Below are 21,441 nucleotides of genomic sequence, written 5' to 3'. Positions count from 1 at the left end.
CCCGCATGATCAAGGGGTTTACGCCGAACGGCGTAAACCCCTTGATCAGCGTGTCACCGCCGGATCAGGCGCGAACCTTCTCCCGCATCTCGAAGGTCTCGATGATGTCGCCGACCTGGACGTTGTTGTAACCACCCAGGGTCAGACCACACTCGAAGCCCTCGCGGACCTCCGTGGCGTCGTCCTTGAACCGCTTCAGGGAGCTGATCGTGAGGTTGTCCGCCACGACCGTCCCGTCCCGAAGCAGGCGCGCCTTCGCGTTGCGCCGGATGACACCGGACCGGACGATACAACCGGAGATGTTGCCGATCTTGGACGAGCGGAAGACGTCGCGGATCTCCGCGCTGCCCAGCTCGACCTCCTCGTACTCCGGCTTGAGCAGGCCCTTGAGCGCCGCCTCGATCTCCTCGATGGCCTGGTAGATGACGGTGTAGTACCGGATCTCCACGCCCTCGCGGTCGGCCATCTCGCGGACCTTGTTCGAGGCCCGCACGTTGAAGCCGATGATCGTGACCGGCTCGGACGAGGCGCTCGCGAGCATGACGTTGCTCTCGGTGATCGCGCCGACGCCCCGGTCGAGGACCTTGAGCTGGACCTCCTCGGGAATGTCGAGGTTGAACAGCGCGTCCTCCAGGGCCTCCACCGAACCGGAGCCATCGCCCTTGAGGATGAGGTTGAGCGCAGTCTTCTCGCCCTCCTTGAGCTGCTCCATGAGCGTCTCGAGGGTGGCCCGACCACGGGAGTTGGCGAATGCCGCCGCCCGCCGCCGCGCCTGGCGCTGCTCGGCGATCTGCCGCACCGTACGGTCGTCCGCCGCGGCGAGGAACGTGTCACCCGCGCCGGGCGGCGCGGTCAGACCCAGGACCATGACCGGACGCGCCGGCCCGGCCTCGGAGACCTGGTTGCCGTTCTCGTCGAGCATGGCCCGGACCCGGCCGTGCGCCCCACCGGCGACGATCGAGTCGCCCGCCCGCAGGGTGCCCTTCTGCACCAGCACCGTCGCCACCGCACCGCGGCCCTTGTCCAGGTGCGCCTCGATGGCCACACCCTGCGCCGGCCCGTCGATCGGAGCGGTCAGCTCCAGCGACGCGTCGGCGGTCAGCAGGACAGCCTCGAGCAGCTCCTCGATGCCGATGCCCGGCTTCGCGGCCACGTTGACGAACATGGTCTCGCCGCCGTACTCCTCGGCGACCAGGCCGTACTCGGTCAGCTGCTGGCGAACCTTGTCCGGGTTGGCCTCCGGCTTGTCGACCTTGTTGACCGCGACCACGATCGGCACGTCAGCCGCCTTGGCGTGGTTCAACGCCTCGATCGTCTGCGGCATCACGCCGTCGTCGGCCGCGACCACCAGGATCACGATGTCCGTCACCTGGGCACCACGAGCACGCATGGCGGTGAACGCCTCGTGACCCGGGGTGTCGATGAAGGTCACCGCGCGGTCCAGGCCGTCGTGCGGCACGTGGACCTGGTAGGCACCGATGTGCTGGGTGATGCCACCCGCCTCGCCGGCCACGACGTTCGCCTTGCGGATGGCGTCGAGCAGCTTGGTCTTACCGTGGTCGACGTGACCCATGACGGTCACGACCGGCGCACGGCTGACCAGACGCTCCTCGGCCACCTCCGCGTCGAGGTCGATGTTGAACTGCGCGAGCAGCTCGCGGTCCTCGTCCTCCGGGCTGACGATCTGGATGTCGAATCCGAGGTGCTCACCCAGCAGCTGCAGGGTGTCGTCAGAGCAGGACTGGGTCGCGGTGACCATCTCGCCCAGGTTGAACATCTCCTGGACCAGCGAACCCGGGTTGGCGTTGATCTTGTCGGCGAAGTCCGACAGCGAGGCGCCACGGGAGAGCCGGACGACCTGACCCTGACCCCGGGGAGCACCCGAGCTCATGGTCGGAGCCGACAGGTTGTCGAACTCCTGTCTGCGCTGCTTCTTGGACTTGCGACCGCGCGTCGGCCGGCCACCCGGACGCCCGAAGGCACCCGCGGCGCCACCGCCACGGCCACGACCGCCCGCACCCGGACGACCGCCGCCACCGGCCGGAGCACCCGGACGGAAACCGCCACCGGGAGCACCACCGCCGCCGCCGGGACCGCCACGGTAGCCACCGCCACCGCCGGCACCCGCGCCGCCACCGGGGCCGCCGCGGTAACCGCCGCCGCCACCCGCACCGCCGCCGGGACCGCCACGGAAGCCACCGCCACCGCCGCCGGGACGACCTGCGCCACCACCGGGACGACCCGCGCCACCACCGGGGCCGGGGCGACCGGCAGCCGGACGCTGGCTCGGCATGGACGCCGGGCTCGGCCGCGGCGGCATGGAGTTCGGGCTCGGCCGCGGCGGCATGCCCGCCGGCGTGTTGGGCCGGGGGCCACCCGCGCCCGCGGCCGGCGGCCGCTGCTGGCCACCCTGGATGCCGAACGGGTTGTTACCGGCGCCGCGCGCCGGCGGACGACCGCCCGGTCGGGCGCCAGGACCCGGCGCCGGCGTGCTCGGACGAGCTGCCGGGGAACCGGGACGGGGCGGCATGGCCGCGGGACCCGGCCGAGGGCCGGGGCCGGGACGGTTGCCGTCTGCCGGAGGCTCCCGGCGGACGTTGTCCCGCTGCTGCTGGCGAGCGGCCTGCGCGGCCTTGACCGCGGCCTCCTGCTCGGCCTTCAGCGCGGCGGCACGCGCCTCCGCGGCCGCCACCTCGATGTCGTGGGCACTCGCCGGCTTGGCGACCGGGGCCGGGGCCGCCGGCTGCGGCGCACCAGGCACCGGACCCTTCGGCTTCGGACCCGGGGCCGGCGCGGCCGGCCGCCGAGGCGGCATCGGCTTGGCCGAGACCCGGGGCGCGCCCGGGGTCGGGGATGGCGTCGGGGTCGAAGCCGGCGTCGGCGCGGGCGCCGACGGGGCGGCCGGCGCCGGAGCACCGGCGGACGCGACGAATGCGTTACGCAGCCGCCGGGCGACGGGCGCCTCGACGGTGCTGGACGCGGACTTCACGAACTCGCCCATTTCCTTCAGCTTGGCGAGAACGGTCTTACTCTCGACCCCGAGCTCTTTTGCAAGCTCGTGAACGCGGGCCTTGCCTGCCACTGCACTCCTCACTCCGAGGTCGTGCGGGCAGCACCCGCAGCGACCTCACTCGTGCACTTGAAGCCTGGTCATTTCAGGGACTTCATCGTGTGCTCATGTCGGTCGTCCTACCCTGCTAGCGACCCTCGCCCGGTCGGGCTGACCGGACGTAGTGGTTGGCGCATCGACGTGCTCCGCCAGCTCACCGTGGTCGAGGACCTCGGTGATGCGCAGCGCACGCCCGAAGGCGCGGCGCCGCACCGCCAGCGCGAAGCAGGCCGGATCCGGGTGCATGTTCGCTCCCCGACCCGGCAGCCTGCGGAGCGGATCGGGCCGGAGACTGTAACCAGCCTCGTCCCCGATCGCGACGATCCGCAGCAATTCGCTGGCCGGCGCACGTTGCCGGCAACCCACACAGGTGCGCTCCGGCTGCGCGCGTCGTACCACTGGAGGAAGTCTACCCCTAGCTGCCCGAGATCGCGCCGCCCGGTTCCGGCACGTGATCAGCTGACCCGCGCACGGCCGGGCTGGTCTGCTCCGCGTCGGACCGGATGTCGATCCGCCAACCGGTCAATCGGGCCGCGAGGCGGGCATTCTGCCCCTCCCGCCCGATGGCGAGAGAGAGCTGGAAGTCCGGAACGGTCACCCGGGCGGCCCGGGCGGCAAGATCCACCACCTCGACGCGCAGCGCCTTGGCCGGCGACAACGCGTTGCCGACGAAGGTGGCCGGGTCGTCCGACCAGTCGATAATGTCGATCTTCTCACCGTGCAGCTCGCTCATCACCGCGCGCACCCGCTGGCCCATCGGGCCGATGCAGGCGCCCTTGGCGTTCACCCCGGGGGTGGTGGAGCGTACGGCGATCTTCGTACGGTGACCTGCCTCACGGGCGATCGCGCCGATCTCCACCGTGCCGTCGGCGATCTCCGGCACCTCCAGCGCGAACAGCTTCTTGACCAGCGCCGGGTGCGACCGGGACAGGGTGATCTGCGGCCCGCGCATGCCCTTGGCCACGTGCACCACCACGCAGCGGACCCGCTCGCCGTGGGCGTACCGCTCGCCGGGCACCTGCTCGGACTGCGGCAGCACGCCCTCCAGCTTGCCCAGGTCGACGCTGACGATGCCCTTCTCGGTGCGCGTCTCGTGCGCCTGCACCACACCGGTGACCAGGTCGCCCTCACGGCCGACGTACTCGCCGAAGTGCACCTCGTCGGTAGCCTCGCGCAGACGCTGGAGGATCACCTGCTTGGCGGTCATGGCGGCGATCCGGCCGAAGTCGTGCGGGGTGTCGTCCCACTCCCGCACCAGGGTGCCGTCCTCGTCCATCTCCTGCGCGTACACCAGGGCGGCGCCGGACTTGCGGTCGATCTCCACCCGGGCGTGCGGCTCGGCGCCGTCGGTGTGCCGGTAGGCGGTCAGCAACGCGGTCTCGATCGCCGCGAGAATCGTGTCGAACGGGATCTCCCGCTCGCGCTCGAGTGCGCGCAGCGCCGCGAGGTCGATGTTCACCTCTCCTCGTCCTCCACATCATCTTCGTCGTCGATGTCGTCTGAATCGTCGATGTCGTCGGTCTCGTCCGCGTCGTCGAGCTCGTCCGGCTCGCCCAGCTCGGCGAGCCTGGTGAACTCGACCTGCACCCGACCCGGCCCCAGCTGGGCGTACGCCCAGGTGGCGCGGCCGTCGTCGGTCTCCAGCTGCACGCCCTCGTCGTCGGCGGCGACCACCCGGCCGGTCAGCTGACGGTCCCCGGCGGGCTGCTCGCCGCGCTGGCCGGGCAGCGCGGCCGCGCCCCGGACGGTGACCTTGACCAGCCGCCCCACGTTGCGCCGCCAGTGCCGGGCAAGGGTGAGCGGCCGGTCGACGCCCGGCGAGCTGACCTCCAGCTGGTACTCCCCGGCGACGATGTCGCCGCCGGTCTCCTCGGCTTCGTCCAGCGCGGCCGAGACAGCGCGGGAGACGTCCGCGACGGCGTCCAGGTCGATCCCGCCGTCGGCGTCCACGATCACCCGCACCACGTGCCGCCGGCCGGCCCGGGAGACCGACAGGTCCTCCAGGTCGTAGCCGACGCCGTTGACCACCGGCTCGATCACAGCCCGCAACCGGGTACGCCGCGCGGCGAGATCACCACCGCGGGGACCTGCGCCGTCGCGGGGTCGGCCTGTCGACCTGGTGGCACGGCCACGCTGCGTCATCTCCGCACCCTTTCCCTGGTCGACGGTCCCGCTCGTCCCGCCATGCCGGCACGCCACCGGAGCGGACGCGCCGGTGGCTGCGCAGAGCGTAACGCGCCGGCCCGTCGGCGGACCGGGCGGCGCACCGACGTCAGTGGCCCCCGGAGCGGCGCGGATGGTGTTGACTTGCCCGGTGGGGATCGGCAGAACGACACAGCGCGACCAGGCATCCGGGCATTCCCGGCGAAAGCTCCTACGTGCCGGGATGCTGCTGGCGCTCGGCGGCGCGGCGACGCCGCTGACCGGCTGTGATCTTTTCGACCGTGACGACGAGCCGGCGCCGCCACCGGACCCGCTGCGGCCGATGGTGGACGAGTCACTCGGGCTGGCCGCGGCGCACCGGGCCAGCGCCGCAGCGCACCCGGAGCTGGCCGACCGGCTCGGCCCGATCGCCGAGGCGCACACCGCGCACGCCACCGAACTGGCCCGGGTGATCGGCGTCGCGTTGCCGTCGGTGCCCGCCGCGGACCCGACCGACGCCCCGGCGACCGAGCCGGCCGGCGCGCTGGCCGCCCTGCGGACGCTGGAGAAGACCGGCCAGCGCTCCGCCACCGTCGCCTGCGCCTCGGCCCCGGCGGAACGGGCGGCGCTGCTCGGGTCGATCGTCGCCGCCCGGGCCACCCACCAGGAGGCACTGAAGTGAGACAGCCGTCCGCCGGGGAGGCGCTGGCCGCCGCCCTGTCCGCCGAGTACGCGGCCATCTACGCCTACGGGCGGATCGGCGTCCGCCTCAACGGGGCGGCCCGGGACGCCGCGCACCAGGCCGAAGCCGCGCACCGACGCCGGCGCGACGCGCTGGTGGTCCAGCTCAGCACCGCCGCCAGCACCGTGCCACCGGACCGGGCCGGCTACGCGCTGCCGTTCCCGGTCACCGACCGGGCGAGCGCGCTGCGCCTGGCCGTGGAGGTGGAGGAGCGCACCGCGGCGCACTGGCGGGCCGCGCTGGCCTCCACCACCGGCGCCGACCGGGACCAGGCGCTGGCCGCCCTGGTCGACTACGCCGTGCGCGCCACGAAGTGGCGAAAGACCGCCGGGCTCACCCCGCCGACTGTCGCGTTTCCCGGCCGCCCGACCTGAACGGGTTCGCTGCGGTTGCGGAGCGCATACCAGGTATGCATACTCCGTTGCCATGTCCATCCGTCACGGGTTGCTCGCCCTGCTCGAACGCGGCCAGATGTACGGCTACCAGCTGCGCGCCGCGTTCGAGGAGTCGACCGGCTCGACCTGGCCGCTGAACATCGGGCAGGTCTACACCACGCTGTCCCGTCTGGAACGCGACGGTCTGGTGCGCCCGCTGCCGGAGAGCGAGGCCGGGCAACGCCCGTACGAGATCACCGACGCCGGCCGGGCGGACCTGGCGCTGTGGTTCGCCACCCCGGTCAGCCGTACCGACCGCCCGCGTGACGAGCTGGCCATCAAGCTGGCGCTGGCCCTGACCACCCCCGGCGTGGACGTCCGCTCGGTGGTGCAAGCCCAGCGCAGCGCGACGATGCGGGCGTTGCAGGAGTTGACCCGGTTGAAGTACGGCAGCAACCGGCCGGAGGACCTGCCCTGGCGGCTGGTGCTGGACTCGATGGTGTTCCAGGCCGAGGCGGAGGTGCGCTGGCTGGACCACTGCGAGACCAGTCTGGTGCGGCACCAACCCGCGCCCCCCGGGCCGCCCGCGCCCAGACCGGGCGACGCGGACGCGTCCGACGCGGCGCGGTGGGCCGACGAGGAGGCGCGACGGTGAGCGGAGCGGACGACGCGGTGCTGGAGCTACGCGCCGTCCACCGCACCCACGGGTCCGGCCCCGCGGCGGTGCACGCCCTGCGCGGCGTCAGCCTGGTCGTCCGGCCGGGTGAGCTGGTCGCCGTGATGGGTCCGTCCGGTTCCGGCAAATCGACGCTGCTGGCCCTCGCCGGTGGGCTGGACCGCCCGACCGACGGCGAGGTCCGGGTCGAGGGACAACCGTTGGGGGCCCTGGACCGCCGAGGGCTGGCCCAACTGCGCCGCCGCCGTATCGGTTACATCTTCCAGCAGCTCAACCTGCTGGGCAGCCTCAGCGCCGTGGAAAACGTCGCCCTCCCGCTGGAGCTCGACGGCACCGGCGGGCGCCGGGCCCGCGCGGCGGCACTGGCCGCGCTGGCCGAGGTGGGCCTGCCAGCCCTGGGCGACCGCTTCCCCGACCAGCTCTCCGGTGGCCAGCAACAGCGGGTGGCCATCGCCCGGGCCCTGGTCGGCGAACGACGCCTGGTGCTCGCCGACGAGCCGACGGGGGCGTTGGACTCGCAGACCGGCGAGGCCGTGCTGCACCTGCTGCGCCGCCGGGTCGACGCGGGGGCTGCCGGCGTACTGGTCACCCATGAGGCGCGGCACGCCGGCTGGGCCGACCGGGTGGTGTTCCTGCGCGACGGGGTTCTCGTCGACACGACGGCGCCGCTGGGCAGCGTCGAGCAACTGCTGTCCGGCAGCGACCGGTGACCATCCGCCGGGCGCTGCGGCCCCCCGGCCGCGCCGATGTCCCGGCGGCCCCGCCAGTCGCGCCACCCGTCCCGCCGCGCCGGCGGCGGACGGCCGAGCTGATCGGCTCCTGGCGGGCGGCGTTGCGGATCGCCCGGCGAGAATCGCGCCGGGCGCGCCGGCGAACCGTCCTGGTGCTCGCGATGATCGCCCTGCCGGTGCTGGTGCTGACCTTCCTGGCGGCGAGCTACGACATGGCCGAGCTGACCCCGCAGGAGCGGATCGACCGCCGGCTCGGTATCGCCGACGCGGAGCTCCGCTGGATCGCCGACACCCCGATCGGGCAGGACGAGTGGGGTGACACCTGGTATCCCCGGGAGGGGGACGACGCATCGGGCCGGCGGCCGACGAGCGCCGCCGAGGTGACCGCGCTGCTCCACTCCGGAAGCCGGGTCACCGAGGTGCGCGCGCCGATCCCGCTGGCCGTGCACGGGCCCGAACGCGACGAGAACGTGCAGGGACGGGTGCTCGACCTCACCGACCCGTTGGCCCGCGGGCTGGTGCGATTCCAGGCCGGACAGGCGCCACGGCAACCCGGCGAGGTCGCGGTGAGCCCGGCGGCGCTCCGCCGCCTGGACCTGCACCTCGGCGCCGCCCTGGCCACCGCCGACGGGACCAGGGCGTACACCGTGGTCGGGGTGGTCGAATTCCCCGACGATCTCGGCCCGGTGGTGGCGCTGCACCCCGCCGCCGTGCCGCGCACCGATCCGGAGCCGAACAGCACCTGGCTGGTGGACGTGCCCGGCTCCGTCGACGCGGCACTGGTGTCCCGGCTCAACGAGCGCGGCGTACTGGTCGCGCCGCGCCACCCCGGCGGCCCGGCGGCGGAGCCGTCCCGGCGCTGGCTCGGGCTCGTCGGTCCGGCCGACGCCGCCGACCTGAGCACCAGCGTGCTGATCGCCGGCCTCGGGCTGCTGGAGGTCGTACTGCTGGTCGGGCCGGCCTTCGCGGTCGGGGTCCGCCGCCGGCGACGTGACCTCGCGCTGGTGGCGGTGGCCGGAGGGGACGCCGCCCAGCTTCGTCGGGTCGTGCTCGCCGACGGCGTGGTGCTGGGCGTGCTGGGCGCCGCCGCCGGCCTGCTGCTCGGCGTGGGCGCCGCGTTCGCCGGCCGCCCGCTGGTCGAGCAGTACGTCTTCGGCGCGCGCTTCGGCGGGTACCGCTGCTGGCCGTCGGCGCTGGTCCTGCTGGGTGGGGTCGCGGTGCTGGCCGGGGTGCTCGCCGCGCTCGCACCGGCCTGGACCGCCTCCCGGCAGGACGTCCTCGCCGGGCTCGCCGGGCGACGCACTCCGCCCCCGCCCCGGGCACGGTGGCTGGTCCTCGGCCTGACGCTGGTGGTCGGTGGGGCGGCGCTCGCCGCGCTCGGGGCCACCCAGACCTCACCGGCGGTGATCCTGACCGGCCTGATCCTCGGCGAACTCGGCCTGGTCTGCTGCACGCCCACTCTCATCGGCGCGCTCGCCCGCCTCGGCCGGGTGCTGCCGCTGGCGCCCCGGATCGCGCTGCGTGACGCCAGCCGCAACCGGGCCGCCGCCGCGCCGGCCATCTGCGCCGTGATGGCGGCGGTGGCCAGCAGCGTCGCGCTCGGCGGATACCTGGCCAGCGACGGGGCCCGTGACGCGCGCGCCTACCAGCCGATGCTGCCGACCGGTCACGTGCTGGTCAGCCCTTCCGAGCCGCCCCGCGACCCCGGGCCGACGCTGGCCCAGGTCAGCGCGGCGGCCCGGGCGCAGCTGGACGCCGACGCGGTGGCCCCGCTACAGGCCGCGGCATGCGAACCACCGGCCACGCCCGGCGGCTACTGCTACGTCGAGCCGGAGCTGCCACCGGAGCGGGCCTGCCCCTGGCGACCCGCGGACGGCCTCTCCGAGGCGGAGCGGCGGCAGGCCCGGGCGGACCCGCGTTGCGTGGCCCCGGGCGGGGACTACTACGGCGGTTACGTCCAGACGCTGGTGGACGACGGCAGCGCGCTGCCACTCCTCATCGGCGCGGATCCGGCGGAGATCGCCGCCGCCACCGCGGTGCTGCGCGCCGGGGGCGCCGTGGTGACCGACCCACGCTATCTGCACGACGGCCGGGTGACCGTGCGGATCAACAGGGTGCAGGGTGGGTCGGACGGGCCGGTCGCCACCACCGGCGAGCTGCGCTCGTACGCGCTGAGCGCTGCGGTCGGCCAGCCCAGCCTGCTGCTGTCCCCCGCCGCGGCTCGACACCTCGGCCTGAGCTGGTCGCCGAGCGGCTGGGTGATCGGCACGCCGAGCCCGCCGGACGCGCACCGGCAGGAGCGCTTCACCGCCGCCCTCCAGGCCTTCGGGACATTCTCGTTGAGCGTGGAGCAGGGAGCCGCGCCACCCGACAACTCACCGCTGCTCCTGTTGCTCGCGGCGGCGGCCGGTTTGATCACGGTCGGGGCGGCCGGCATAGCCACGGCGCTCGCCGCCGCCGAGGGGCGCGCCGAACTGTCCACCCTCGCGGCGGTCGGCGCCGCCCCGGCGGTACGCCGGATGCTGGCGATCTGCCAGGCCGGGATCATCGCCGGCCTCGGCTCGGTGCTCGGCATCGTGGCCGGGCTGGGCACCGCCGCGATCGTGCTGCTCTCGGTCAACCGCCAGTACGCCACCGCCTGGCCGGTGCGCGAGCCGTACCCGTTCCTGGTGCCGTGGCCCGCGCTCGGCGTCCTGGTGCTGGTGCCGGTCGTGGCGATGCTGGGCGCGGGCCTGTTCACCCGCGCCCGGCTGCCGATCGAGCGGCGGCTGGACTGACCAGCGCGCCCCGGCGGGCATTCGGGGGTGCCGCCGGGGCGCGGCAGCCGGCAGACTGTCGGCGTGTCAGTGCTGGGAAGCCTCACCCGTCGAGTCGGTCACCACCGCTGGTTCGGCGCCGCCGCCCGCCTGCTGGTGCCCGCCGACCGGATCGTCGGCCGACTCACCCGGGGCCGGGTGGTCGCGCTGGGCCTGATCCCGTCCCTGGTGATCACGACCACCGGCCGCCGCTCCGGCAAGCCGCGCAGCAATCCCCTGCTCTATGTGCCCGACGGCGACGCGTACGTCGTGATCGGCTCCAACTGGGGGCAGACCCACCAGCCCGGCTGGGCGATGAACCTGCTCGCCGAGCCGGCCGCCGAGGTGGACGTGAAGGGTCGCCGCGTGCCGGTACGGGCCGAGCCCGCCAGCGGCGCCGAACGGGACCGGCTGTGGCAGCTCCTGGTGACCGAGTGGCCGGCGTACCGCACGTACGTGCAGCGGGCCGGCGGCCGGGAGATTCGCATCTTCCGGCTGGTGCCGACCGGGCGCGGCGCGCCCGCCGGCCCGCCACCGGCTGGCTAGGCTGGCCGTCAGTCGCAAGGCGAGGGGGGTCCGGTGAGCGCGAGGAGTGAGCCGGTGTTGCGAGCCCCGCAGTCGCGAACACAGGTGGCCCGGTGAGCGCGAGGAGTGAGCCGGTGTGGCGAGCCCCGCAGTCGCGAACACAGGTGGCCCGGTGAGCGCGAGGAGTGAGCCGGTGTGGCGAGCCCCGCAGTCGCGAACGCGGGTGATCCCGTGAGCGCGAGCAGCGAACTGACCGGTGTCGACCGGGCCCGCGACGATCGACGGTGGACGGTGGCGGAGCAGGTCGCCGAGGCGGCCCGGCGGCGCTTTCCGGCCGACGTGCTCGCCGTCGCGGTGCACGGCCCGCTGGCGCACGGCGACGACGACGGCGGCGGGGACCGTGAGGTGGGGATGCTGGTGGTCACCTACCGACCGGGCACCGGCCCGGCACCGGCGACCCGGCGGGTGGACGGGGTGCTGGTCGACCTGACCGTGGCCGCCGCGGACGACTACCTCGGGCAGGCCCGGGTGCTCTCCCCCCTGTGGCCGCTGACCGCCGACCGGTACGTCACCACGCGGGCTCTGCACGACCCGACGGGCTGGCTGCCGACGCTGCGCGACGAGCACCTCGGTCGACTGGCCCGGGCCCGGCCGGCGGAGTTCAGCACCGCTGCCCGGCAGGCCTGGTACCGGGGCAGCGCGGCGCACGCCCGGGCCGCCCGGTTGGCCGAGTGGTACGAGACGGACCAGGCGCTGCTGATGCTCGGCGAGGCACGGCTGGCCGCGGCCACGGTGACGGGGCTGCTGAGCCGCACCTACTTTCGCGACCCGGGGGACGCGGTGCGCCGCACGGGGCTGGCCGGCGCGGACATGACCGAGGTGGGGATGGTGCTGGCCCGGCAGGCCGAGGAGCTCAGCGCCCGCGGCCGCCCGGTCGACGGCACGGTCGACGAGCTGCTGACCGCCTGACCGGCGTCACAGCCCGCCCTGCACGCCGATCAGCGAACCGATCAGGTAGGTGGCGGCGGCCGCCGCGGCGCCCAGCAGCAGCTGGCGCAGGCCGCTGGTCCACCAGGGCCGGTTGGTGAACCGGGCCACCACCGCTCCGGCGCCGAACAGCCCGAGCCCGCCGACGGCGAGCGCCAGCCAGAGCTCGGTGGCGCCGAACAGGTACGTCAGCAGCGGCACCAGCGCGCCCACCGAGAAGAACAGGAACGAGGAGATCGCGGCCGTCCACGGGCTGGGCTGGTCGTCGGGGTCGACGCCCAACTCCTCGCGGACGTGCACCCGCAGCGCCTCCTCCGGGTCGCGCCGCACCGCCTCCGCGACCTGGGTGGCCAGGTCCCGCGGCAGGCCGCGGGCCACCCACGCGTCGGCCAGCTCGCGGGCCTCCGCCTCGGGGTGCCGCTCCAGCTCCCGCCGCTCCTTGGCCACCTCGGCGGCGACCTGCTCGTTGGCCGAGCGGACGCTGGTGTACTCGCCGAGCCCCATCGAGATCGCGCCGGCCACCAGACCGGCGGAGCCGGTGAGCACGATGCTGCGCGGCGAGACCCCGCCGCCGCCGACCCCGGCGATCAGGGCGATGTTGGTGACCAGCCCGTCCATCGCGCCGAAGACGGCCGGGCGCAGCCAGCCGCCGGAGACGTCCGCGTGGTGCGCCTCGCGCAACGCCGCTGGGGTGTCGGTCATGGCAGGGTCAGGATCTCGTGGCCGTCGTCTGTCACCACGATGGTGTGCTCGAACTGCGCCGTCCACTTTCGGTCCTTGGTGACCACGGTCCACCCGTCGTCCCACATGTCGTACTGGTAGGTGCCCAGCGTGATCATCGGCTCGATGGTGAACGTCATCCCCGGCTCCATGATGTCGGTGGGCCGTGGGCTGTCGTAGTGCGGCACGTAGAGCCCGCTGTGGAAGGACTCGCCGATCCCGTGACCGGTGAAGTCACGGACCACCCCGTAGCCGAACCGCTTGGCGTACGACTCGATGACCCGGCCCACCACGTTGATCTGCCGGCCCGGGGCGACCGCGCGGATGCCGCGCATCATCGCCTCGTGGGTCCGCTCGACCAGCAGCCGGGCCTCCTCGCTGACCTCGCCGACGCAGAACGTGGCGTCGGTGTCGCCGTGCACCCCACCGATGTACGCGGTCACGTCGACGTTGATGATGTCGCCGTCCTTCAGGACGGTGGAGTCCGGAATGCCGTGGCAGACGACCTCGTTGAGGCTGGTGCAGCAGGACTTGGGGAAGCCCCGGTAGCCGAGCGTCGACGGATACGCGTCGTGGTCGCAGAGGAACTCGTGCACCACCCGGTCGATCTCGTCGGTGGTCACGCCCGGCTTGCAGTGCTCACCGGCGAGCTGGGTCGCCTGGGCGGCCAGCCGGCTGGCGATCCGCATCTTCTCGATGGTCTCCGGCGTCTGCACGTGCGAGCCGCGCCACTCCTGAGGGCGCTTCTTGCCCACGTACTCCGGTCGGGGAATGTGGGCCGGCACCGGTCGCATCGGGGAGAGCGTGCCTGGGGTCAGCGGCGGACGGACGGTCATGCCACAAGCCTATCGCCGGACCCGCTGGTGACCCGCGCCACCGCCGCTCCGGACCGGTTGTTGCCGTGCCAGGTCGGCTGTGCCATGGTGTCTGCGTGGATCAAGGGGGAGCACCACCCGTCTTCTCCGCCAGCGCGGAGATCGACGGTGATCACCTCCAGGTGGTTGTCGCCGGTGAGGTCGACATGGCCACCGCCGACACCATGCTCCAGACCGCCCTGCGGGAGCCCTCCGAGCGCATCACCCTCGACCTGACGGCGGTCACCTTCTTCGACTCCGCCGCCATCCACGCCCTGGTCCGGCTCGCCCAGCAGTTTCCCGGCGCGCTCACCGTGCTGCCGTCCCGGCAGGTCCGCCGGGTGCTGGACATCTCCGGCCTGGGCGAGCAGAGCTGGCTGAGCCCGGCCTGAACGACCGCGCGCCACACCCTCCGTCGCTCCCTCAGGCCTGCAACTGCCGACGCAGCGTCACTTCGGTGCCCTCGTCGGTACGCCGCACCGACAGGTCACCCAACGCCTTGATCAAGGTCAGCCCCCGCCCGCGGAACCCGGCGCCGGTCGGTTCCCGCCACTGCCCGCTGTCGCGCACCGTGGCGGTCACCGTGCGGTCCTCGATGGCCACCTCGACGCTGATCATCGGCGTGGTGGGTTGGACGGGGTGCTCGATGGCGTTCGCGGCGGCCTCGGAGACCGCCACGGTCAGGTCGAACAGGTCCGTCTCGCCAACCCCGTGCGCGACCAGGAAATCCTCCAGGCGCTTGCGCAGCACGCTCAGCCGGGTCGCGTCCGCCGGCAGCCGCAGCTCGAAACGGTTCAGCTCGGCCGCCTCCAGGGCGAGCACCGCCACGTCGTCACGGCGGGGTCGCCCGACGACGCGCTCGACCACCGCGTCGATCAGGTCCTCCACGTGCTCGCCCAGGTTGGCCGCGTCGGTGCGCAGCTGGGCCAGCGCGGCGTCGATGCCGAGCTGGCGGTCCTCGATCAACCCGTCGGTGTAGAGCAGCAGCCGGCCGCCGGCGGGCAGTTCCCCCTCGACGACCTGGTACGTCGTGCCGGGGATGGCGCCGACCGGCGGACCGAGCGCGCGGTCGTGCAGGAACGCCACGTCGCCGCCTCGGATCAGCAGCGGGGACGGGTGACCGGCGCTGGCGTACCGCAGCCGGCCGGTACGCGGGCTGAACAGCAGGCAGACGACGGTCGCGAAGGACCGGCCCTCGGTGGACTCGACCAACCGGTTGAGCCGGGTCAGCGACTCGGCCGGGTCGTAGCCCTCCAGCACGTACGCCCGCAGCGCGTTGCGGAGCTGCCCCATCGCCGCGGCGGCCGGGACGCCCTTGCCGACCACGTCACCGATGACCAGCACCAGCTCCTCGCCCTCCAACGCGATCACGTCGTACCAGTCGCCGCCGACCTCGACGTCGGCGCTGCCGGGCAGGTAGCGGCTGGCCACCACCGCGCCGGGCAGCTGCGGCAGTGATCGGGGCAGCAGGCTGTGCTGCAGGGTGGTGGCGATCCGGTGCTCGGCCTCGTAGAGCTGGGCGTTCTCCAGCCGCACCCCGACCAGCCGGGCGAGCTGGGTGAGAGCGGCCTCGTCGGCCTGCGCGTCGTCGCCGGGCGGCCGCCAGACCCGCAACTCGCCGAGCTGCTCACCGGTGGTGCCGGTCAGCTCGGTCACGAAGGACGGGTCGGCGGCGGTGACACCGCCGGCGTCCGCCTCGGACCGGGCTCCCGTGGCGGTGACCACCACCCGGGCGGCCTCGGCGAGGTTGAGCGCGTGCCGGGCGGCGACCTGGAGCACGTCGGCGGTGGACCGGGCGGTGTTCACCGCGACGGCCGCGTCGGCCAGTGCCCGCAGCCGGCGGATGATCTGCCCGCGTAGCTGGCCCAGCTCGACGTTGGCCCGGACCCGGGCGACCAGCTCCTGGCCGGAGAAGGGCTTGATGAGGTAGTCGTCGGCGCCGACGGAGAGCCCGGCCACCGCCTCCGCGGAACCGGCCCGGGCGGAGAGCAGCACGATCGGCACATGCCGGGTACGGGGGTCCGCGCGGAGCGCGCCGACCAGCCCGAACCCGTCCAGCCGGGGCATCATCACGTCGGTGAGCACCAGGTCGAACCCGCCCTCGCGGGCCAGTGGCAGGGCCGCCAGCCCATCGCTGGCGGTGACCACCTCCCAGGTCGGGGTGAGCAGCCGGGTGACGTGCTCGCGCAGGTCCGCGTTGTCGTCGACGACCAGGATGCGCCCGGCCGGGGCGACCCCCGCCGGCCGGGCGGCGAACTCCGGCGCCGGCTCGGCGCCGGTCCACAACGCGGTCTCGGCCACGTAGAGCCGGGCCTGGTCGGGCTCGCCCTCCGGCAGGGGGCTGGACGCCGCGACCCGGTCGGTGGGCAGATGCGCCGATCCGAACGGGATGGTCACCGTGAAGGTGCTGCCCTCGTCGACCCGGCTGGTCAACCCGACCTCGCCGCCGTGCATCTCGACCAGCTCCCGGACCAGCGCCAGGCCGATCCCGGTGCCCTCGTGGGTGCGGGCGCGCACCCCCGGAACCCGGTGGAACCGCTCGAAGACGTGAGGCAGCTCGGCCGGCACGATCCCCACGCCGGTGTCGCTCACCTCCAGCCGGGCGGCGCCGTCCACGGCACGGATCCGGACCCGGATCTCGCCGTCGAAGGTGAACTTGACCGCGTTCGACGCCAGGTTGAGGACGATCTTCTCCCACATGTCCCGGTCGACGAAGACCGGCGCCGGCAGTGGCGGGCAGTCCACCACCAGCCGCAGCCCGGCCCGATCGGTGGCCGAGCGGAAGGTGCTGGCCAGCCGGGCGGTGTAGTCGGCCAGGTCGGTGGGCTGGTAGCGGGCGGCCAGCCGACCGGACTCCAGCCGGGAGAAGTCCAGCACGGTGTTGACCAGCTTGAGCAGGCGCAGCGCGTTGCGGTGCATCATGGTGAGCCGGTCGGTGTACCCGGGGGGCAGCGCCGGGTCGGCCAGCAGGTCCTCCAGCGGGCCGAGCACCAGCGTCAGTGGGGTCCGGAACTCGTGGCTGACGTTGGCGAAGAAGTTGGTCTTCGCCCGGTCCAGCGCGGCCAGCTCCGCGGCACGGGCCCGCTCCTGCTCGTACGCCCGCTGCTTGCCCACCGCCCGGGAGACCTGAGCGGCGACCAGGTCGAGGAAGTTCCGGTACTCGTCGTTGAGCGGCAGCCGGCGGGCCACGCCGACGACGAGCGCGCCGACCCGCTCGTTCGTCGCCGTGACGGGCAGCACCAGCGCCTGGTCCGCCGCGCCGGCCGGCCACGGGTCGAACAGCCCGGCCACGTCGATCGTCGCAGGCATGCCGTCGGTGGTCACCCGGGCGAGCAGCTCGGGGTCCACGTCGACGGCACCCTGGCCGGTGCCGACGGAACCGGCCAGGGTGAAGCGGCCGGCGTCGTCGGCCAGGTAGATCAGCGCGAACGGTACGTCCGCCCGGTGTCGGCCGAGCACCTCGGCGGCGGTCCGGCCGAGCTCGGCCGCGCTGCCCACCTCGGCCAGCTCGGCGCCCAGCTCGGCCAGCGCCCGCAGCCGGCGCTCGCCGAGAACCCGGCCGGTGGTCTCGTTGACGATGCAGTAGACGCCGCTGACCGACCCGTCGGCGCCTCGGATCGGGTCGTACGAGACGTCGAAGTAGGTCTCTTCGAGGAAGCCGTGCCGGTCCAGCAGGAAGGGGTGGTCCTCGCCGCGGTAGGACCGCCCGGTGCGCCGTACGCCCTCCAGCAGGGGGCCGAGCACCTCCCAGGTCTCCGCCCAGTGCCGCGCAGCCGGCTGACCGAGCACATCCGGGTGCTTGGCGCCGATGGTCGGGCGGTAGGCGTCGTTGTAGAAGGCGAGCTGGTCGTCACCCCAGAACATGACGATCTGCGCACTGGAGGCGAGCATCATGCCGACCGCGTTGGAGAGCGCCGGCGGCCAGCCGCCCGGGGCGCCCACGGGTGTCGAGGACCAGTCGAGGCTGCTCAGTCGCCCACCCAACTCCCCGCCCGCCGCGAACGCGGCCGCCAGCATTGGGGGGTGCTCCTCGCCGACCGCGGAGGAAACCTCCGCGTCCGCGCCCCCCTGAGCCGAGCTCATACAGCCTCCCGCTCCGGCCGTGCCCTCGGCCGTTGATCTCCGCGTGCCGTGTCCGGACCTGTACCCCAGCGGAGCAGCAACGTAACGCATGACGCCCCTCGGACGCTGGTTACCCACGCTCGACCCGTCGGCGACCCGACAGTGCGGCCGAGACGGTGTGGCGGCGGCCCCCGGTGGGAGCGCCTCGGCGGCTCAGAAGACGGGCAGCCCGTCGATGCTCGCCGCGTTCCTGGTGGCCCGGTAGGTCACCAGGTCGTCGGCGGTACGGCGTGAGTGTGAGCTGAGCAACAGGTCGCGTTCCGCGCGGTAGTCCATCAGCGGCACCGCGTACCCGCAGGAGTCGCTGACCCGCTCCACGTCGACGGTGATCACGGCCCGCACGCCGTGCACGTCCGGCGGCTCGGGGAACTCGGCGAGCCGATCGGCGAACGTCTCCTCGGTCACCGCGACGCTGCTGCCCCGGCCGTGCAACCGGACGATCTTGGGCGGCCCGTCGAAGGCGCAGAACATCAGGGTGATCCGGCCGTTGTCCCGCAGGTGGGCGAGGGTTTCCGCGCCGCTGCCGTGGTAGTCCAGATAGGACACGCGGTGCGGACCGAGGACCACGAAGGTGCCCCGCATGCCCTTCGGTGAGATGTTGACGTGCCCCTCGGCACCTGACGGTGCGGTGGCCACGAAGAAGACCGGTTGGGCCGCGATGAAGTCGCGCAACCGACCGTCGATCTCCGGATAGACCTTGCCCATGCGCCGATCCTCCCACCGGCCACGACGCCCGGCGGGTGCGACGTACGTCACGTCGCCCGGGATCCCACCGACCGCGCCGCGTCGTCGGGAGCGGTGACGGCCGCGCCTGGGCGGTCGCCGGCGGCGGCCCGGACCAGCGCGGTGATCGGGCGGGGATCCGGCTCGTTCTCCGGATGCCACTGCACGCCGAGCACGAACGGCCGACCCGGGTCCTCGACCGCCTCGATCACACCGTCCCCCGCCCAGCCGCTGACGGCGAGCCGCCCGGGGTCGGCGACCGCCTGATGGTGGTACGAGTTGACCTGGTTGACCCCGGCCAACACCGTCGCCGCCAGGCTGCCCGGCGCGAACCGCACCGGATGCGCGCCGTAGACGCCGGGCGCCGGGCGGTGGATCTCGTGACCGACCACGTCCGGCAGGTGCTGGTGCAGGGTTCCGCCGTACGCGACGGCGAGCAGCTGCATCCCCCGGCAGACGCCCAGCACCGGCAGTTCGGCGGCGAGCGCCGTGGCCAGCAGGGTCAACTCGCCGTCGTCCCGGTCGGGCCGGTCCTCGGTCCTGGGGTCGGGCGGCTGGCCGTACCGCCCCGGGCCGACATCGGCGCCACCGGCCAGCAGCAGCCCGTCCAGGACGGCCAACACGTCGCCGTCCTCGTCGTCCGGTGGCAGCACCACCGCCCGGCCGCCGGCGGCGGTCACCGCCCGCACGTACGCCTCGGGCACCAGCACGGACCGCACGCCCCGCCAGACGCCCCAGTCGGCGGGCTCGACGTACGCGCTGATCCCGATCAGCGGCCTGGTCATAGTGGCGTGACGTACGCGCCGGTGATGCCCCCATCCACCACGAACTGCGCGGCGGTCATGAACGAGGCGTCGTCGCTGGCCAGGAACGCCACCGCGGCGGCGATCTCCTCCGGTTGCCCGAACCGGCCCATCGGCACGTGCACCAGCCGGCGGGCGGCCCGCTCCGGATCGGCGGCGAAGAGTTCCAGCAACAGCGGGGTGGCCACCGGGCCGGGGCAGAGCGCGTTGACCCGGATCCCCTCGCGGGCGAACTGCACGCCCAGCTCCCGCGTCATCGCCAGCACCCCGCCCTTGCTCGCGGTGTACGCGATCTGCGACGTCGCCGCGCCCATCAGCGCCACGAACGAGGCCGTGTTGATGATCGAGCCCTTGCCCTGGCGGCGCATGTGGCCGATGGCGTACTTGCAGCAGAGGTAGACGCTCGTGGTGTTGACCCGCAGCACCCGTTCCCAGGCGTCCAGACCGGTGGTCAGGATGGAGTCGTCGTCCGGCGGAGAGATGCCGGCGTTGTTGAACGCGATGTCGACCCGCCCGTGCCGGTCGACCACCCCGTCGAAGAGGTCACGTACCGCCGACTCGTCGGCGACGTCGGTGGCCACGAACTCGCCGCCGCACTCCTCGGCGGCCCGCTCGCCGGCCGCCGCGTCGATGTCCACGCAGACCACCCGGGCCCCCTCCGCGGCGAACCGTCGGACGGTGGCCAACCCGATCCCGCTGCCCGCTCCGGTGATCACGGCCACCCGGTCCTGCAACCGACCCTGCACTGGCGTCACTCCTCGGTCGAGATGAACACGTTCTTGACATCGGTGAAGGCGTGCAGCGCGTCCGGACCGAGCTCCCGGCCCAGCCCGGAGCGCTTCATCCCGCCGAACGGGGTCCAGTAGCGCACCGAGGAGTGCGAGTTGACGCTGAGGTTTCCCGAGTCGACGGCGCGGGCGAGCCGGAGCGCCCGGCCGACGTCCCGGGTCCAGATCGAGCCGGAGAGGCCGTACTCGGTGTCGTTGGCGAGCCGGATCGCGTCGGCCTCGTCGTCGAAGGGGAGCACCGAGACCACCGGGCCGAAGATCTCCTCCCGCCAGTGCCGGTCGGCCGGCGAGTCGGCCAGCAGCACGGTGGGCGCGTGCCAGAACCCGGGTCCGTCGGGGCAGGAGCCGGTGAAGGCGACCTTCGCCCCGGTCAGGTAGCCGGCGACCCGGTCCCGCTGGGCTGCGGAGATCAGCGGACCCATCTCGGCGGTGTCCCGAGCCGGGTCCTCCACCCGCACGGCACGGACCGCCGGTTCGAGCAGTTCCAGGAAACGGTCGTACACCGGGCGCTGGACCAGGATCCGCGACCGGGCGCAGCAGTCCTGGCCGGCGTTGTCGAACACCGCGCCGGGCGCGGTCGCGGCGGCGCGTTCCAGGTCGGCGTCGGCGAACACGATGTTCGCGCTCTTGCCGCCCAGCTCCAGGGTGAGCCGCTTCACCTGGGCGGCGCAGCCGGCCATGATCCGGGTGCCGACCTCGGTGGAGCCGGTGAAGCAGATCTTGCGGACCGCCGGGTGGCTGACGAACCGCTCCCCCACCACGGCGCCCTCGCCCGGTACGACGGTGAACACGTCGTCGGGCAGGCCGGCTTCGCGGGCCAGCTCGGCCAGCCGCAGCGCGGTGAGCGGGGTCAGTTCGGCGGGTTTGAGCACCACAGTATTGCCGGCGGCGAGGGCCGGGACGAACCCCCAGGCGGCGATCGGCATCGGGAAGTTCCACGGCACGATCACCCCGACCACGCCGAGCGGCTCGTGGAAGGTGACGTCCAGCCCGCCGGGCACCGGGATTTGCCGCCCGGTCAGCCGCTCCGGCGCGCCCGCGTAGTAGTCCAGCACGTCCCGGACGTTGCCGGCTTCCCAGCGGGCGTTGCCGATGGTGTGCCCGGAGTTGCGGACCTCCAGCGTGGCCAGCTCGTCCAGGTGCGCGTCGACCACCGCGGCGAACCGCCGCAACATCCGCGCCCGCTCCCCCGGCGCCACGGCCCGCCAAGCCTCAAAAGCCGTCGCGGCACGTGAGATCGCCGCATCAACCTCGTCCACCGAGGCCCCGGGCACGTCCTGAAACCCCACCCCGGAAGCCGGATCCACAACGAGCGTCACGCGCCCCACCCTCGGTCCCTTATACACATCT

Annotated in this window: 19 protein-coding genes; 8 read left to right on the top strand and 11 right to left on the bottom strand. The window is 73.7% G+C overall.

Going from position 1 to position 21,441, the window contains the following annotated elements; genetic code table 11:
• Nucleotides 1-64: 64 nt before the first annotated feature.
• From infB to rimP, 4 genes are all read right to left on the bottom strand, one after another.
• The gene (gene infB / locus EAD89_RS05485; RefSeq protein ID WP_121674959.1) at nucleotides 65-3,082 is read right to left on the bottom strand and encodes a translation initiation factor IF-2; all 3,018 of its coding nucleotides are present in this window, start codon (nucleotides 3,080-3,082) and stop codon (nucleotides 65-67) included.
• Between the two features lie 93 nt (nucleotides 3,083-3,175).
• On the bottom strand, nucleotides 3,176-3,508 hold the full coding sequence (locus EAD89_RS05480; RefSeq protein WP_121654588.1) for a YlxR family protein: 333 nt from the start codon (nucleotides 3,506-3,508) through the stop codon (nucleotides 3,176-3,178).
• A gap of 16 nt (nucleotides 3,509-3,524) precedes the next feature.
• Nucleotides 3,525-4,568, bottom strand: coding sequence for a transcription termination factor NusA (gene nusA / locus EAD89_RS05475; protein WP_121654589.1), 1,044 nt, complete (start codon nucleotides 4,566-4,568; stop codon nucleotides 3,525-3,527).
• Nucleotides 4,565-5,251 carry a ribosome maturation factor RimP gene (gene rimP, locus EAD89_RS05470; protein WP_121654590.1) on the bottom strand — a complete coding sequence of 229 codons (687 nt, stop codon included), beginning with the start codon at nucleotides 5,249-5,251 and terminating at the stop codon, nucleotides 4,565-4,567. Before rimP ends, nusA begins: the two co-directional genes overlap by 4 nt.
• A gap of 244 nt (nucleotides 5,252-5,495) precedes the next feature.
• On the opposite strand from rimP, the gene EAD89_RS05465 reads away from it, so the two are divergent.
• The 7 genes from EAD89_RS05465 to EAD89_RS05435 all read left to right on the top strand — a co-directional run bounded on the left by EAD89_RS05465 (nucleotide 5,496) and on the right by EAD89_RS05435 (nucleotide 12,063).
• On the top strand, nucleotides 5,496-5,933 hold the full coding sequence (locus tag EAD89_RS05465; RefSeq protein WP_199733418.1) for a hypothetical protein: 438 nt from the start codon (nucleotides 5,496-5,498) through the stop codon (nucleotides 5,931-5,933).
• On the top strand, nucleotides 5,930-6,367 hold the full coding sequence (locus tag EAD89_RS05460) for a ferritin-like domain-containing protein (RefSeq protein WP_121654591.1): 438 nt from the start codon (nucleotides 5,930-5,932) through the stop codon (nucleotides 6,365-6,367). The genes EAD89_RS05465 and EAD89_RS05460 overlap by 4 nt, the downstream gene beginning before the upstream one ends.
• Before the next feature lie 52 nt (nucleotides 6,368-6,419).
• The gene (locus tag EAD89_RS05455; RefSeq protein ID WP_121654592.1) at nucleotides 6,420-7,022 is read left to right on the top strand and encodes a PadR family transcriptional regulator; all 603 of its coding nucleotides are present in this window, start codon (nucleotides 6,420-6,422) and stop codon (nucleotides 7,020-7,022) included.
• Nucleotides 7,019-7,753, top strand: a complete 735-nt coding sequence (locus tag EAD89_RS05450; RefSeq protein WP_121674958.1) for an ABC transporter ATP-binding protein — start codon at nucleotides 7,019-7,021, stop codon at nucleotides 7,751-7,753. Before EAD89_RS05455 ends, EAD89_RS05450 begins: the two co-directional genes overlap by 4 nt.
• Nucleotides 7,750-10,551, top strand: coding sequence for an FtsX-like permease family protein (locus EAD89_RS05445; RefSeq protein ID WP_233578220.1), 2,802 nt, complete (start codon nucleotides 7,750-7,752; stop codon nucleotides 10,549-10,551). Before EAD89_RS05450 ends, EAD89_RS05445 begins: the two co-directional genes overlap by 4 nt.
• A 63-nt stretch (nucleotides 10,552-10,614) precedes the next feature.
• Nucleotides 10,615-11,115, top strand: coding sequence for a nitroreductase family deazaflavin-dependent oxidoreductase (locus tag EAD89_RS05440; RefSeq protein WP_121654594.1), 501 nt, complete (start codon nucleotides 10,615-10,617; stop codon nucleotides 11,113-11,115).
• A gap of 210 nt (nucleotides 11,116-11,325) precedes the next feature.
• A complete protein-coding gene (locus tag EAD89_RS05435; RefSeq protein WP_121674957.1) occupies nucleotides 11,326-12,063 on the top strand; it encodes a nucleotidyltransferase domain-containing protein in 738 nt (245 codons plus the stop codon).
• A 6-nt stretch (nucleotides 12,064-12,069) separates the two neighbouring features.
• On the opposite strand, the gene EAD89_RS05430 is transcribed toward EAD89_RS05435, so the two are convergent.
• Together EAD89_RS05430 and map are read right to left on the bottom strand one after the other, a co-directional pair.
• Nucleotides 12,070-12,783, bottom strand: coding sequence for a VIT1/CCC1 transporter family protein (locus EAD89_RS05430; protein WP_121654596.1), 714 nt, complete (start codon nucleotides 12,781-12,783; stop codon nucleotides 12,070-12,072).
• Nucleotides 12,780-13,637 (bottom strand): type I methionyl aminopeptidase, encoded by an 858-nt coding sequence (map, locus tag EAD89_RS05425; protein ID WP_121674956.1) that lies wholly within the window; start codon nucleotides 13,635-13,637, stop codon nucleotides 12,780-12,782. Before map ends, EAD89_RS05430 begins: the two co-directional genes overlap by 4 nt.
• Nucleotides 13,638-13,732: 95 nt before the next feature.
• Between map and EAD89_RS05420 the strand changes: the two genes are divergently transcribed.
• The gene (locus EAD89_RS05420) at nucleotides 13,733-14,047 is read left to right on the top strand and encodes an STAS domain-containing protein (RefSeq protein WP_199723408.1); all 315 of its coding nucleotides are present in this window, start codon (nucleotides 13,733-13,735) and stop codon (nucleotides 14,045-14,047) included.
• A 31-nt stretch (nucleotides 14,048-14,078) separates the two neighbouring features.
• On the opposite strand, the gene EAD89_RS05415 is transcribed toward EAD89_RS05420, so the two are convergent.
• The 5 genes from EAD89_RS05415 to EAD89_RS05395 form a co-directional block, all read right to left on the bottom strand.
• Complete coding sequence (locus EAD89_RS05415; RefSeq protein ID WP_121674954.1) at nucleotides 14,079-17,738, bottom strand: SpoIIE family protein phosphatase; 3,660 nt, start codon at nucleotides 17,736-17,738, stop codon at nucleotides 14,079-14,081.
• A 192-nt stretch (nucleotides 17,739-17,930) separates the two neighbouring features.
• Nucleotides 17,931-18,482, bottom strand: a complete 552-nt coding sequence (locus tag EAD89_RS05410) for a pyridoxamine 5'-phosphate oxidase family protein (RefSeq protein ID WP_121674953.1) — start codon at nucleotides 18,480-18,482, stop codon at nucleotides 17,931-17,933.
• Between the two features lie 47 nt (nucleotides 18,483-18,529).
• A complete protein-coding gene (locus EAD89_RS05405) occupies nucleotides 18,530-19,285 on the bottom strand; it encodes a gamma-glutamyl-gamma-aminobutyrate hydrolase family protein (protein WP_233578219.1) in 756 nt (251 codons plus the stop codon).
• The gene (locus tag EAD89_RS05400) at nucleotides 19,282-20,049 is read right to left on the bottom strand and encodes a 3-oxoacyl-ACP reductase (protein WP_121654602.1); all 768 of its coding nucleotides are present in this window, start codon (nucleotides 20,047-20,049) and stop codon (nucleotides 19,282-19,284) included. The genes EAD89_RS05405 and EAD89_RS05400 overlap by 4 nt, the downstream gene beginning before the upstream one ends.
• Nucleotides 20,050-20,054: 5 nt before the next feature.
• On the bottom strand, nucleotides 20,055-21,410 hold the full coding sequence (locus tag EAD89_RS05395; RefSeq protein ID WP_121674952.1) for an aldehyde dehydrogenase: 1,356 nt from the start codon (nucleotides 21,408-21,410) through the stop codon (nucleotides 20,055-20,057).
• Between the last annotated feature and the right edge of the window lie 31 nt (nucleotides 21,411-21,441).

Source organism: Micromonospora sp. BL4 (genome assembly GCF_003667505.1).
Lineage (GTDB): Bacteria > Actinomycetota > Actinomycetes > Mycobacteriales > Micromonosporaceae > Micromonospora.
The sequence above is the reverse complement of the archived record's forward strand: the minus strand, read 5'-3'. Positions and strand labels throughout refer to the sequence as shown.

What these genes read in the sequence shown, in the direction of transcription:
- rimP (WP_121654590.1), bottom strand. Translation starts at nt 5,251, where the DNA reads ATGACGCAGCGTGGCCGTGCCACCAGGTCGACAGGCCGACCCCGCGAC.
- EAD89_RS05465 (WP_199733418.1), top strand. Translation starts at nt 5,496, where the DNA reads ATGCTGCTGGCGCTCGGCGGCGCGGCGACGCCGCTGACCGGCTGTGAT.
- EAD89_RS05455 (WP_121654592.1), top strand. Translation starts at nt 6,420, where the DNA reads ATGTCCATCCGTCACGGGTTGCTCGCCCTGCTCGAACGCGGCCAGATG.
- EAD89_RS05430 (WP_121654596.1), bottom strand. Translation starts at nt 12,783, where the DNA reads ATGACCGACACCCCAGCGGCGTTGCGCGAGGCGCACCACGCGGACGTC.
- map (WP_121674956.1), bottom strand. Translation starts at nt 13,637, where the DNA reads ATGACCGTCCGTCCGCCGCTGACCCCAGGCACGCTCTCCCCGATGCGA.
- EAD89_RS05415 (WP_121674954.1), bottom strand. Translation starts at nt 17,738, where the DNA reads ATGAGCTCGGCTCAGGGGGGCGCGGACGCGGAGGTTTCCTCCGCGGTC.
- EAD89_RS05410 (WP_121674953.1), bottom strand. Translation starts at nt 18,482, where the DNA reads ATGGGCAAGGTCTATCCGGAGATCGACGGTCGGTTGCGCGACTTCATC.
- EAD89_RS05405 (WP_233578219.1), bottom strand. Translation starts at nt 19,285, where the DNA reads ATGACCAGGCCGCTGATCGGGATCAGCGCGTACGTCGAGCCCGCCGAC.